The organism is Mesorhizobium sp. BR1-1-4, from assembly GCF_020165375.1.
In the GTDB taxonomy this organism is placed as follows: domain Bacteria; phylum Pseudomonadota; class Alphaproteobacteria; order Rhizobiales; family Rhizobiaceae; genus Mesorhizobium; species Mesorhizobium australicum.
The window spans coordinates 40,214-52,876 of record NZ_JAIUIB010000008.1 but is presented as its reverse complement, the minus strand read 5'-3'; the positions used below and the strand labels follow the sequence as shown (position 1 = coordinate 52,876).

Sequence of the window (12,663 nt, the reverse complement as noted above, 5' to 3'; positions counted from 1 at the left end):
GACAAGAGGCAAATCGGTCCCATACGGTGCGGCTTCAGGGAAGACGCGTGCGCGGGAAAGGCCGGTTGCTCGTTGAAAAAGAACGTCTTCTCTTCGCTCGATCTGCCGTCGCATCTCGACGACCGCGCGCGCTTCGCGCTCTGGCAGGACATTCATGTCGCCGAGATCTGGTCGGTCGAATATGCCATCTCCGGCAATGTGCCGTTCCAGGCGGATATCGAAGCCACCGCCATCGGGCCGCTGGTGCTCGGGCGGATGGCCGGGACGATCAAGCATGCGAGCCGCAAGACGCGCAACATCGCCGACGACGGCCGCGACGGCTATCTGCTGCTGGTCAACGATGGCGACACCAGGCTGAGCGGTGTGCAGACCGGCCGCGACTACAGCATCGGCAGGGGCGAAGGCGCGCTGGTCTCGGCTTCGGAAGCGCTGGAAATGACCGGCGGCGACCGCAATGTCTGGACCAATGTCGTGGTGCCCCGCGAAATCATGGAAAATGCCTTCGCCCATGTCGAGGACCGCCTGGCGCTGACCATCGGCGTCGACAATGAAGCGCTCGACATGCTCAAGCGCTATTGCGGCTTCCTGGAAGCGGGGCCGGCATTGCTCTTGCCCGATCTTGTCGCCCATGCCACCGAAACGATCGTCGACCTGATCGGATTGGCGACGGGCGCCAAGGGCGAGATCGCCGAGCTGGCGGGCGTGCGAGGCCTGCGCGCGGCAAGGCTGCAAGCCATCCTGCAGACGATGCGGGACAATTTCGCCGATCCCGGCATCTCGGCCCAGCATATCGCCCAGCGTTTGCGGCTTTCCGCGCGCTACGTCCATGATCTCCTGCAGGAAACGGGCTCGAGTTTCGCCGAGCATATTCTCGAACTGCGTCTGCAGAGAGCCCACCGCATGCTGCGCGACCGGCGCAACGACCGCATGCGGGTCAGCGAGATCGCGCTGTTGAGCGGCTTTTCCGACGTCTCCTATTTCAATCGCTGTTTCCGCCGCCGCTTCGGCTCAACGCCGAACGCCGCCCGTTAGAACGAATCGTCGCTTCACGGAATCGATGGCCGCTCTAACTCCTTGTTTTCCGCAATTCCGGGCGGAAGCGCGATATCAAAGACAAGGACTCGAAGCGAGTCGGATCAGTCGTCTTCGAACCGATCGACTGATGCCGAACGGCCACACTGATCGGCCCGAGTGCCGCAGCGCTCTCCACGACAATTCCAATGCGGCTCAGCCCAAGACGCCGCCCGCGAACAATGCAAAACCTCGACGATACCCGGGTCGCCGCGGAGTATTTTCCACGGCCGGGGAAAGCAACATCATTGGGGTAGCAAACAGTGAAAACGATTCTTCTCGCCACCATCCTCGTGCTTGCGCCAGCCGGCATGGCGTCCGCGGCGGACGTCAACGAAACCTTGCCGGTTGCTGCCGGCTATGACTGGTCCGGCCTCTATGCCGGCGTTCACTTCGGTTACGTAGCCGGGAAATCCAATCTCTTCATCGGCGGCGCCGGCATTGGGGGCACCGACGTCAATGCTGCCTTCGATCCGGACGGTTTTATTGGTGGCATCCATATCGGCGTCAATCAGGAATTGGCGAACCGTTTCGTGCTCGGCGCCGAAGCTGACCTTGCCTACAGCAATGTCGATGCGGTGGGGACCTTCGCCGGTGCCGGCGCGTTGTTGTCGAGCGAACTCAAGTGGTCGGGTTCGGCCCGGCTGCGGGCCGGCTATGCGTTCGATCGGACGTTGCCTTATATCAGTGCCGGCGTGGCAGCGGCCAAGTATGAAATGAGTGTGGTCAGCAGTGGTCCCCTCGGTACAGTAACAATCCACGACGAAACCCATCTTGGCTGGACGGTTGGGGCCGGCGTCGAGCACGCTTTCACCGACAAATGGATCGCCCGCGTCGAATATCGCTATTCCGACTTTGGCAAAGAGGATCTCTCGGTGCCGATTTTTGGTCTTGGCACGGTTTCGAACATCGATCTCAAGACGCACGATTTACGCGTCGGCCTCAGCTATAAGTTCTGACAGGCCGGTTCGAACAAAACCCTGGCGTCCGCGCCGGGGTTTTGCCTGCGCCGCGGCTGATGCTGAACGGCCACACCGGCCGGCCGGGGTGCGGCGGCGCGCTCCAAGACAATTCCGATGCTGTCCAGCCCAAGACGCCGCCGGCGATCAATGCAACACCGTAGCTTCGACTGACCGCCACTGACAAAGTCGGTCGTGGTGCAGCATCCCGGGGACAGCAGACAAGCAATGAAAACGATTCTTCTCGCCACTGCCTTTCTTTTCGTTCCCGCCGGCATGGCGTTGGCCGCCGACCCCACCGAGACCTTGCCGGTCGCGGCCAGCTACAACTGGTCCGGCGGCTATCTCGGAGCACAGGCCGGATATGCCCGGAGCGACGCCAGGGTCGGACAGACTTTCGCGCCGGGCAGCTTCGACAATTACGGCTGGGGTTACAGCCCGTCCGGCGGTTTCGGCGGTGTGTTTGCCGGCTACAACAAGCAGTTCGACAGCGGATTGGTTGTTGGCGTCGAGGGAGACTACAGCTTTGCAAGCGTGAACGACACGACGCTCTACCGGGCGCTCGGCGTCGACGACCCCGCCTTTGGTGGCGAGCTCGAGCTTGAGGCGGTAGGCACCGTGCGCCTCAGAGCCGGTTATGCGATCGATCGCTGGCTTCCTTTCGTCACCGGCGGCCTGGTGGTGGCAAGCTACAAACACACGACCACCAACATTCCGGGCGGTCCCTATGCCGACGTCCGAGATACCGTCGCGGGTTATACGCTGGGTGCCGGCGGCGAATACGCCGTCACCGACAATTGGGTGGTTCGGGGCGAATACAGGTTCGCCGATTTCGGCCGCCACACCTCCGTGCGCCACGCCTTCTCCAATGGCGCTCCCCTCAATCGGGATGCCATCGAACTGACGACACAGGATCTGCGGATCGGCGTGGCCTACAAATTCTGATCTCCACGGCCGGACGCTGGTCCGGAAATTCGCATTCGAGGGCTCTAATGCATCGCTTTTCAATCTTCGCCGCGTCGTCGCTGGTCGCCGCGACCTCCGCTTACGCCGCCGATACGCAGCAGCCGCTGGCAGCGGAGACGGTGGTGACGCCGCATGTTTCGGGCTACGGCGAACTCTATCTCGGCGGGCTTCGCTTCGTCGGCGACGACTACACGACCCGGGCCGGCGGCGGCGCCGTGCGCATCAACATTCCGTTTGCCGAGCGCTGGAATTTGCAGGGCGACCTGTCCTACGACCGCATCTGGGGCCACTACGCCCCCCTGGATGACACGCGCGGTGCGGTCCATGGCTTCTACCGCGATCCCGACCGTTTCGCCGCCGGCATTTTCGCCGCCTACACATCTGTCGGCGAAAGCGGCGTGACCGTAAACAACTATGCGGTCGGCCCGGAAGCACAACTCTATTTCGGCAATCTGACCCTCTATGGCCAAGCCAGTTTCGGCCAGCTCACCATCAGCGACTTTCATGGCGACCAATGGGGCGTACGCGCGGTGGCGCGCTACTTCGTCCGGAAGAACCTTCGCCTCGATGCGGAGCTCGACTTCAACCGAACCGACTATAACGGCACCAACGAAGACGTGGTCGGTGCCGCCGTGCAGGCCATGTACCGGTTCGACGAAACGCCATGGGCGGTGTTCGGACGCTATGAATTCGAGCGGAGGAAGTTCGAAACGTCTACGCAGGACACCAGAGCCAACAAGGTCGTCATCGGCCTGCGCGCCAGCTTCGGCAGCGATACGCTGTTCGACGAGGACCGCAACGGCGCGACCATGGACACCTATCGGGCCGCTTCGGTGATCAATACGAAGTGAGCCGGCGGCACGACTGGAAAGGCGCGACCTGGCTTTCGCCTTCGACCTGCATGCCGAGCGGGTTATCGGACTGGTCGCACGGCCGATGCCGCCTTCGCGGCGCGTCCTGGAAAAACACGTTTTTCGCTTCGAAGGCGAGGTGACGCCGCACGGTGCGCCGACCGACCTCTCCCGACGAAAATCGAAACGCCTGGCTGGTTTTTGGCTGGACGAAGGTCGAGTAGACGCCGCGCGCCTCGACAGGTCCGAGCGGCTTTTCTCCAATCTTGTATGCTCGTATACGAGTTGAAGACCCGGGGAGTTCGCATGAGTCCATTGCCTGAAACCGTGCCGTTTTTCAGTCAGTGGGAGACGCCTGACATGACGCTGGCGGTGCTCGCCAACGGCGCCGAAGCCGCGTTGCGGCGGGATCCGCTATGGCAGGGATCAGGCGCTGCCACGCTCGATGAATACACGGCCTGGGCCGCCAATGTCTGCGGCATGGCGTGTCTCAAGATGATCCTGGCGACGCGCGGCGAGATCGTGCCGACGATCGAACTGGCCAGGCGATGCACTCCGTATGGCGGCTATGTCGTCAATGACGGCTCGATCAAGGGGCTGATCTATGCGCCCTTCGTCACCTTCGTGAAGGCGGAATTCGGCCTCGATGCCGAGGTGATGACCGATGTCGCGACGGCTGACATTCCGTCGATCCTCGGCCGGTCGCGGTTCTTCATCGCTTCGGTCAGCAGTTCGATCCGCTGGCCCGAGCGCGAGCCGCCGTCGAAGGGCGGACATTTGGTTCTGGTCACCGCCGCCTCGGATGAAGGGTTCCGCTTTCACAACCCATCCGGCCATACCAGTGCCACACAGGCCAACGCAGTGTTGGCGCCAGCCGCTTTCGACCGCTTCTTTGCCAATCGCGGCATTGCCGTCGCCATTTGATTTTGACAGTTGAGGGATTTCGATGACCGGAAAGATCAGGGTTGCGATCCTCTATGGCGGGCGCTCGGCCGAGCATGACGTGTCGCGGCTTTCGGCCGCCAATGTGCTGAAGGCCATCGACCGGACGCGCTACGAGGTGGTGCCGATCGCCATTTCCAGGGAGGGCAGATGGCTGCTGCAGCCGGCGTCCGAGGCCATCGGCGAAGGGGCGGGAGCTCCAGTGTCGCAGGATGGCGTGGAGATAGCCCTGCTGCCCGGCGGCAAGGGCCGGCTGATCTCAGCGTCGCCTACGGGAACGCGGGCTGACCTGGCGCCGGTCGATGTCGTCTTCCCCGTGCTGCATGGTCCTTTCGGGGAGGACGGCTCGGTGCAGGGCTATGCGGAGGTTGCCGACGTCGCTTATGTCGGCTGCGGCATCCTCGCCTCGGCCGCGGCGATGGACAAGGATGTCGCCAAGCGGCTCATGCACGGGGCCGGGCTTGCCGTCGCCCGCTCGGTCACTGTCCATCGTAACGACGTCGGTTCCTTCCAGGAGATCGCCGGGGCGCTGGGGCTGCCATTCTTCGCCAAGCCGGCGCGCCAGGGCTCGTCGTTCGGAGTGAGCAAGGTGAACGACAGGGATGGTTTCGATCAAGCCCTCGAAACGGCTTTCCGCTATGACGGCAAGGCGTTGATCGAGGAGTTCGTCGAAGGCCGCGAGATCGAGTGCTCGGTGCTGCAACGGGCCGGCGGCTCGCTCACGGTGTCGCTGCCCGGCGAGATCATCCCGGCCGGCAAGCACGGCTTCTACACCTATGAGGCCAAATATCTCGACGCCGACGGCGCGGTGGTCAAAGTGCCCGCCGATGTGCCGGCAGCGGTGATCGACCGGGCGAGGGAAATGGCTGGGCAAGCCTTCAAGGCGCTCGGCTGCGAGGCGATGGCGCGCGTCGACTTCTTCCTGCGCGCCGACGGCTCCCTGCTGGTCAACGAGGTCAACACGCTGCCCGGTTTCACCGACATCTCGATGTACGCCAAGGCGCTGGCCGCGATCGGCATCGGCTACAGCGAGGTCATCGATATCTTGATCGAGCATGCGCTGGCGCGGCACGGCGCGCGCTGATCCGAGTCAGCGGCCGCCGCATCGGATAAACCGCCCTTTGGACGGCGTGTCTTTCCACCTCTGGCTAATGTTGCTGGCCGGCTCTATATGCCCGATCATGGGACTGGCAGGGGAGGCATGGAATGGCGGCCAATCGTCGAAACGGGATGGCGTCGCCCGCGCATGGCTTGGAGGATATTCTTTCGCCCGCCGCCCCGCACCCCCGAACGTCGTTGCCCAATGTAGCCACCATCGTCACCACGGTGGCGGCGTTGTATTTCGGGCGTGAGGTTTTCCTGCCGATAGCGATCGCGCTGTTGCTGACTTTCGCGCTCGCCCCCCTTGTGTCCGCGCTCAAACGGGCCGGTGTTCCCCGGATCGCGGCCGTCATCGTCAGCGTATTGGGGGCTTTCGCCGCACTTGCCCTCTTCAGCTTCATCGTCGCCACGCAGGTCAGCGAACTGGCGCAAAACATCCCGGTCTACCAGGCCAACATCCTGACCAAGGTCCGCTCGCTCAAGGAGACTGGCGTTGGGGGAGGGATCATTGCCAAGTTGAGCAAGGTGGTCGAACGTGTCGGCCAGGAGATCGACAGGCAGGAGACGTCGCCGCCGGCCGCCACCCCGGAAAAGCCGCGTGAACCGGTGCCGGTCGAGATCGTCTCGCGCGAAAGACCCCTGGAGGTTCTGCAGAACATAGTCGGGCCGCTGATCAGCCCGCTCGGATCGGCCGGGCTGATCATCGTCGTCGTCATCTTCATGCTGCTGGAGCGGGAGGATTTGCGCGACCGCTTTATCCGCCTTGTCGGGTATGGCGACCTTCACCGTACCACCGAGGCGCTTCAGGATGCCGGCAAGCGTGTTGGCCGGTACCTGCTGATGCAATTGGTCGTCAACATCGTGTACGCCGTACCAATTGCGGCCGGCCTGTGGATCCTGGGCATTCCGAATGCCTTGCTGTGGGGGCTGCTGGCCCTTGGCCTGCGTTTCGTTCCCTATATCGGCCCGGCGATCGGCATGCTGCTGCCGCTGTTCCTGGCGCTGGCCGTGGCGCCGGGCTGGTCGCTGGTGCTGTGGACAGCCGCCCTGTTCGTGGTGATGGAACTGATCACCGGCAATGTCGTGGAACCCTGGCTTTATGGCTCGCGAACCGGGCTGTCGTCCCTGGCCATCATCGTTGCGGCCATCTTCTGGACGTGGCTGTGGGGCCCGCTCGGGCTGGTTTTGTCAACGCCGCTCACCGTGTGCCTGGTGGTGCTGGGCAGGCACGTGCCGCAGTTTGAGTTCCTCGATGTCCTGTTTGGCAACGAGCCCGTGCTCGAACCTCATGCACGCCTCTACCAGCGTCTGCTGGCCGGTGACCCTGACGAAGCCACGGATCACGCCGAGGAGATGCTGGAAGAGAAATATCTGGTCGAGTTCTACGACAAGGTGGCCATTCCCGCCCTGCTGCTGGGCGAGCAGGACCGTGCGCGCGGTGTCATGGGCGACCAGCAAAGGCGTCAGGTGGCCGAGAGCGCCCTGGTGATGGTGGCAAACCTCGACGACAGCGCGCATGAGGAAGCAGAGGAAGAGGATGCCCCGCCGGCGGCCGAAGAGGAGCCGGATGACAAGGATCCTTCCCGCGAAGACGAGACCGAACTGCCCGACGGCACGGATCTGTCGGTGCTTTGCACAGGCGGGCGCGGTGAACTGGACGATGCCGCCGCCGCGATGCTGGCACAGGTGCTGGAAGTCCAGGGCACGACGGTGTCGAAGGCCGGCTTTGCCGATATGGAACCCGCCAACATCCGCCGTCTCGAGCTCGAAGGCATCGATACCGTGGTGGTCGGCTTCCTGAACCGGGATTCCGTCAAGCATGCCCGGTTTCTGGTTCGCCGGCTGAAGCGGGCGAAAGCGGCGTTGAGGGTGGGAATCGTGTTCTGGTCGCAAGCCGCCAATGAGGACAAGGAAGCGGCCGCGAAGCTCGCCCGTGACATCAACGCGGATTTCGTGGCGCATGGCATGGTGGACGCAGTGGTCGGCGCGCTGTCGAACGAGCCGCCAATTGCCCTCAAGCTCGTCGCCAAACGCCGGATGCGGCGACAGCGCGCCACCTCCCAAAAGGCCTCGGCGGCCTCGACCTAGCCGTGGGTGCCGGTTGATCTCCGAGACTGGGTCGATCTCGGTCGTTCACATATTGGAAGCGACATCGCGGGAGGAGGGCGACCTTGGCTTGTGTACCGGCCTCACCGTCGCGGCCTGGCGGGGGACGCGGGACACGGGTTTGACTGGATTTCCAGCGGATGACTTTTGCGCCTTGCGGCGCTGGAGCCAGCTCGACGACAGTTCGGCAAGCAGACTGCGCAGGGCCTTCACGACATCCTCCTCTGCTGGACGATGCGGTAATCTCCGAAGGCCGGACTGGTTCCATGGCGCATGGAGCCGTCGCACCTGGCGCTTCTGGCTATTGCATCGAGCCTGATCGATGCAGACCGAGAGGGATCATCGAGCTCTCATCACGGTTCTCGACGAGTCCGGTTCCAGGCGGGGCCAATCCGTTGCCCAAAGCGTCGAATTCGATCGCAGCACCAACCAGTTGTGCAGCCTGCAGGACCAGATGTTCAATGTCCTCGAGGGCGACGTTCTCGGCCAGGTTCCTGACCCTGATCCTTTCCGCCACCACCGACACGTTGATGATGCCCGCGGTCTTGAACGCTGCGCGGACGCTCGCATAGACGTCTTCACGCAGCCGCGTGGAATAATCGTATCGCATTGAAACCTCCCAAAGCGAGTTGGTTTCCTCAAGCTGGCAGGATGCGCCCCATGGCGGCGCATGGCAAGTTAAAAGTGAAAAAAGAATTAATAAAATCAGCTAGTTAGCATAGTTACACGAATGGGCAACCTGCGTTGGATGATCATCTTTGGTACGACGCTGCATTCACCCACTGACCGCGCTTGACGCAGGATGCCGAAATTCCTAACTGTAAGTAGAATGAGACGGTTACTAACTCGCCTGATCTTTGCGCTTGGAGGCGCACATGGCTGACCTGGAACGCCCGGAACGACTGCAGATCATGTTGACCCAGGATGAACTGGCCGCACTGGAAAACTGGCGTTTCGACAAACGCATGCCCAGCCGCTCGGCGGCGGTACGCGAATTGCTGCGCCGCGGCCTTGCCTCCGATGGCTTCCTGACGGCCGAGGTGGGCGCCAAGTCGCAGGAATTCGGCGTGCTCCTGCCCAATGGCGACGGCAAGGCCCCGCCGGAACAGGCGGAGTAAAACTTCGCGGTAAGCCTTCCATTCTCGCGCCGGCGATTGCCTTGATCCGTTTGCGCCTTATCTGATCGGGAAAGATGCAATTGCGGGTGGCGATGAACGACATCGACGGCAGCGACAGACAGGGGGCGACCGCCGACGCCCGGCTCGCGGCAATTGTCGATTCCTCCTTCGATGCCATCATCAGCAAGGACCTGAACAGCGTCATCCAAAGCTGGAACCAGGCGGCGGAACGCATGTTCGGCTACACCGCCGAGGAGGCGATCGGCCAATCCGTCCTCATGCTCATTCCCGATCACCTCAAGAGCGAGGAGACCGGGATCATCAGCAAGATTCGCAGCGGCGACCGCGTGGCGAGCTATGAGACGACGCGCAAGCGCAAGGACGGAGCGCTGATTTCGGTCTCACTGACGATTTCGCCGATCAAGAACGGCGATGGCGAAATCATCGGCGCCTCGAAAATCGCCCGCGATATCTCCGCCGCCAAGGAAAGCGAGCGCCGGATCAGGCTGCTGATGCGGGAGGTCAACCATCGGGTCAAGAACCAGTTCGCGGTCATCCTGTCGATGGTCAGGGAGACCAGCAAGCGTTCGAATGGTCCAGGCGAGTTCGAGGAATTGATCCGCGCCCGCATCATGGCACTGTCGCGGTCGCACGATCTGCTCGTCACCTCCGAGTGGGCGGGGGCGAGCCTGTTCGACCTTATCCAGGAACATCTCAAGCCCTTCGGCCTCGAGGAGCAGATCCTGCTCTCCGGCCCGGTCCTGACGCTGCAGTCGAACGCGGTGCAGAACCTCGGCATGGCCTTTCACGAACTGGGCACCAACTCATCAAAGTATGGCGCGCTGGGCAGCGAAGGCGGCCGGGTCGAGATTACCTGGACCATCGGCTCGGGAGCGCATGCTCCCGGCTCCGCTGGCGAACGGGAATTCCAGCTGACCTGGGAGGAAAACTGCGAACCGCATCCCGGCGACCGGCGCGATCAGACCACGCGCAAGGGGTTCGGCACTGTCGTGCTGCAGCGTGTGGCGCCGCAGTCGCTCGGTGGCTCCGCCATTCTGGAGCGGTCGCCCGGCCATCTCAAATGGCAGCTGAGCGCGCCGCTGGCCTCCATCATCGTGGCGCAGGCCGGCAGCGAGGCCGATGGTGTTTCGCCGGGTTTCGGCATCTAGGGCGATCCGCCGGTCTGGACGCCGCCCCTATTCCCTGTCGGGCTGCACCTGCTCGACCAGGATATGCGCCTCGCGCGCGGCCTCGACAAAGGCCTCCCTGGCGGTTTCGGGGGGCAAGTCGCCGCTCGTTGCCCTGCGGCAGGCGCGCAGTGCGGACTGATGTTTCAGGCTCCCGGCATCGCGCCAATGTGTCGTGAGGAGTTCGATCGCCTGTTGTGTGTTGGACAGGTTGCGGATGGCTCCGGCAACGCCTACCGAAACGACGACGGGCTTGGAGAACCATGCAGTTTGCATTGGAACCTAGACCATGTTTAGCCCGTGGAACGCGTTGGGCGGCATGAGGTTTCATCGCCGCCGATCACTGTAGCGTGAGGCTTTCCGGGCATCTCCACGCGAACCAATCCCTAGAGGATGCTGGTCGTCACTTCGACGATGATCGCGGCGCCTTCCAGTCCACCGTTGGGAACGTGCACGACGCGCGAGACCCGCAGATCCTGTGGGTTTCCGTCGACCGACAGGGACACGCTCTCGCCAATGCGCGGCACCGCCTGGAAAGTAACATTGGTGGCGTCAGGCCTGTTGTCGATGGATATGCGGCAATTGACGGTCATGGACTCTCTCCAGTGTCTGGCGGTGCCCCCGGGTCGTCAACGCGGGGTCCATGAAATGGTTTCAGGAGGTCCGGCTCAAACACCTGCCGATGTCCGCGGGCGAAGTCATCAACCGCCCGGTAGCCCCGGCGTCCGGCCTCTGATTCAGTCGTCGGCTCTCGGAACGAAATAGTTGGTGGTGACCGCATCGCCGCCGATTCCACGCGTGACTTGAACCGAGGCATAGCCTTCCGGGGCAATCGAGCCGGTCGCCATCCGGTCGACCTGCTTGCACCGGCCGACCATTTCGCCTTTCGGCCACGGTGCCAATCTGATTTCAAGCGCCGCTTGGCACTGCGCCATCGATGAATAGACGACCGGGCGCGACTCCATGGGCCGACAGAGCGATGCGTTGCACGACAGCATGATCATCACCGCCGCGGTTGCCGGATCCATGAAACTCTCCTGTTGGCCGACAATGAACGTCCAACAGGCCGCAAGGTTTCATGCTGACGGAAGCGACCCCAATCAGTTGGTCCGATTGTCGAGAAGCTCAGGACGTGCGGGAACAGGCCAGGAGCGAGATCTGACGGCGCACTCACGCCTTATCAAAAGCCCGGCGGCTTCGGTCTCCGCGCCTCTGGGCAGCCAGAATTCCGGGAACATCAAAGGCCAAACGAGGACATGGTCCAAGGGTTTTGGTACCCAAGGCGCGGCTTGGCAGTCGCTGCGTCGGTCGGGGTCGATGTTGCTGTTCCGGTTGCTGTGCAGTCCAATTTTGCTGCCACCGCCGCCTTGATCGACAGACCGGCGCATGCCTTCGAGGCGGTGACGGTCGCCTTCTTTTCGTGTGCCGCAGCGACATTTGAGCCGGCGAGGACAAGCGCCAGGCAAATGAAAACCATCTTCATTAGATCCCCCTAGTTTAGCTTAAGCTAAATTAAAGTTAACGTAACGTTACCTGGCCGTCAATCGCGACGGAGGTCCAGGGAGGAAGCCACCTTCCTCCTGCCCGGATACCGGCCGGTTCCTGTCCCGGATCACGGCATCATTGATCGGAGAGGATCGGGAGCTACCCGACCTGGTTCCGGCTACTCGTTGGCTTGCAGCTGCCTGGTTCCCGCTCATGGGCTCGAACCACGATTCACGCCTTCAAAGGGCGCTGTCCTACCATTAGACGAAGCGGGAAAGCCGGCACGTTATGGCGCCCAGGCAGCTTGCGGTCAATTCGGGAAATTGTTGACCGGCTCTTCGCAGCGATAGACCGGGCAGTCCCCGTCGCGGGACGGGACATAGGCCGACATCGGCACTTCAGGCCAGTCGCACTCGTTGCCGAACTGCCTGACATAGCGATCGTAGGTGTTGGGGCCAGTGGTCAGCACCACGGCGCGGTGGTTCTGGATCATGGCCCGGATCTGAGCGCAGCCCATGGAGCGGCTGTCGGGCCGGGCATCGGCCAGACCGGTCGCCGCGAGCACGACGGCCATGGCCATCAACAGGGTCGGAACGCGAGCGGACATGATGGTTCTCTTCGGTTTGACGGAATTGCGAACGCGGCTGGCCCGGATTCGCCGGGGAATGGCCGCATGCATTGTCGCACATAACCCCCTATCGTGTCCGTTGGTTCCGCGACGGGCCTTGCCGGGCGCGCGTTGGCGCGCCGCGCAACCAAATCAGGCGTCGCGCATTGCTGGGCATGGACGGCAGGAAACCTTACGAAACACCGCAATGGCGGCCCGGAAACGAGGGCCGCGAGGCGATGTGCTGCTCCTTCTGCGGCGGCCGCGACC

At 62.9% G+C, this 12,663-nt stretch carries 15 protein-coding genes and 1 tRNA gene; 9 read left to right on the top strand and 7 right to left on the bottom strand.

Going from position 1 to position 12,663, the window contains the following annotated elements:
* Positions 1-72: 72 nt before the first annotated feature.
* The 7 genes from LB571_RS18385 (at position 73) to LB571_RS18355 (ending at position 7,978) form a co-directional block, all read left to right on the top strand.
* Positions 73-1,032, top strand: a complete 960-nt coding sequence (locus tag LB571_RS18385) for an AraC family transcriptional regulator (protein WP_041163409.1) — start codon at positions 73-75, stop codon at positions 1,030-1,032.
* Positions 1,033-1,382: 350 nt separating this feature from the next.
* Entirely contained in the window at positions 1,383-2,030 is a 648-nt protein-coding gene (locus LB571_RS18380) for an outer membrane protein (RefSeq protein WP_224583711.1), read from the top strand.
* A 228-nt stretch (positions 2,031-2,258) separates the two neighbouring features.
* Positions 2,259-2,975 carry an outer membrane protein gene (locus LB571_RS18375; RefSeq protein WP_224596653.1) on the top strand — a complete coding sequence of 239 codons (717 nt, stop codon included), beginning with the start codon at positions 2,259-2,261 and terminating at the stop codon, positions 2,973-2,975.
* 47 nt (positions 2,976-3,022) lie between these two features.
* Positions 3,023-3,847, top strand: coding sequence for an outer membrane beta-barrel protein (locus tag LB571_RS18370; protein WP_224596651.1), 825 nt, complete (start codon positions 3,023-3,025; stop codon positions 3,845-3,847).
* Positions 3,848-4,153: 306 nt separating this feature from the next.
* A complete protein-coding gene (locus tag LB571_RS18365) occupies positions 4,154-4,771 on the top strand; it encodes a C39 family peptidase (RefSeq protein ID WP_224596648.1) in 618 nt (205 codons plus the stop codon).
* 22 nt (positions 4,772-4,793) lie between these two features.
* Complete coding sequence (locus LB571_RS18360; RefSeq protein ID WP_224596645.1) at positions 4,794-5,873, top strand: D-alanine--D-alanine ligase family protein; 1,080 nt, start codon at positions 4,794-4,796, stop codon at positions 5,871-5,873.
* A 122-nt stretch (positions 5,874-5,995) separates the two neighbouring features.
* The gene (locus LB571_RS18355; protein ID WP_224596642.1) at positions 5,996-7,978 is read left to right on the top strand and encodes an AI-2E family transporter; all 1,983 of its coding nucleotides are present in this window, start codon (positions 5,996-5,998) and stop codon (positions 7,976-7,978) included.
* 319 nt (positions 7,979-8,297) lie between these two features.
* On the opposite strand, the gene LB571_RS18350 is transcribed toward LB571_RS18355, so the two are convergent.
* A complete protein-coding gene (locus LB571_RS18350; protein ID WP_140791360.1) occupies positions 8,298-8,606 on the bottom strand; it encodes a hypothetical protein in 309 nt (102 codons plus the stop codon).
* A 265-nt stretch (positions 8,607-8,871) separates the two neighbouring features.
* Between LB571_RS18350 and LB571_RS18345 the strand changes: the two genes are divergently transcribed.
* Positions 8,872-9,114, top strand: coding sequence for a hypothetical protein (locus LB571_RS18345; protein ID WP_015317026.1), 243 nt, complete (start codon positions 8,872-8,874; stop codon positions 9,112-9,114).
* A gap of 92 nt (positions 9,115-9,206) precedes the next feature.
* A complete protein-coding gene (locus LB571_RS18340) occupies positions 9,207-10,283 on the top strand; it encodes a sensor histidine kinase (protein WP_224596639.1) in 1,077 nt (358 codons plus the stop codon).
* A 27-nt stretch (positions 10,284-10,310) separates the two neighbouring features.
* Here the strand turns inward: LB571_RS18340 and LB571_RS18335 are convergent, their stop codons facing one another.
* The 6 genes from LB571_RS18335 to LB571_RS18310 all read right to left on the bottom strand — a co-directional run bounded on the left by LB571_RS18335 (position 10,311) and on the right by LB571_RS18310 (position 12,393).
* Positions 10,311-10,577, bottom strand: coding sequence for a DUF982 domain-containing protein (locus tag LB571_RS18335; protein WP_140876268.1), 267 nt, complete (start codon positions 10,575-10,577; stop codon positions 10,311-10,313).
* Between the two features lie 110 nt (positions 10,578-10,687).
* Complete coding sequence (locus tag LB571_RS18330) at positions 10,688-10,894, bottom strand: hypothetical protein (protein ID WP_015317029.1); 207 nt, start codon at positions 10,892-10,894, stop codon at positions 10,688-10,690.
* Positions 10,895-11,038: 144 nt separating this feature from the next.
* Entirely contained in the window at positions 11,039-11,329 is a 291-nt protein-coding gene (locus tag LB571_RS18325; RefSeq protein ID WP_224596638.1) for a hypothetical protein, read from the bottom strand.
* A 209-nt stretch (positions 11,330-11,538) separates the two neighbouring features.
* A complete protein-coding gene (locus LB571_RS18320) occupies positions 11,539-11,784 on the bottom strand; it encodes a hypothetical protein (protein ID WP_224596635.1) in 246 nt (81 codons plus the stop codon).
* 203 nt (positions 11,785-11,987) lie between these two features.
* Positions 11,988-12,061, bottom strand: a tRNA-Gln gene (locus LB571_RS18315).
* A 35-nt stretch (positions 12,062-12,096) separates the two neighbouring features.
* Positions 12,097-12,393 (bottom strand): hypothetical protein, encoded by a 297-nt coding sequence (locus LB571_RS18310; RefSeq protein ID WP_140618060.1) that lies wholly within the window; start codon positions 12,391-12,393, stop codon positions 12,097-12,099.
* Positions 12,394-12,663 lie beyond the last annotated feature (270 nt).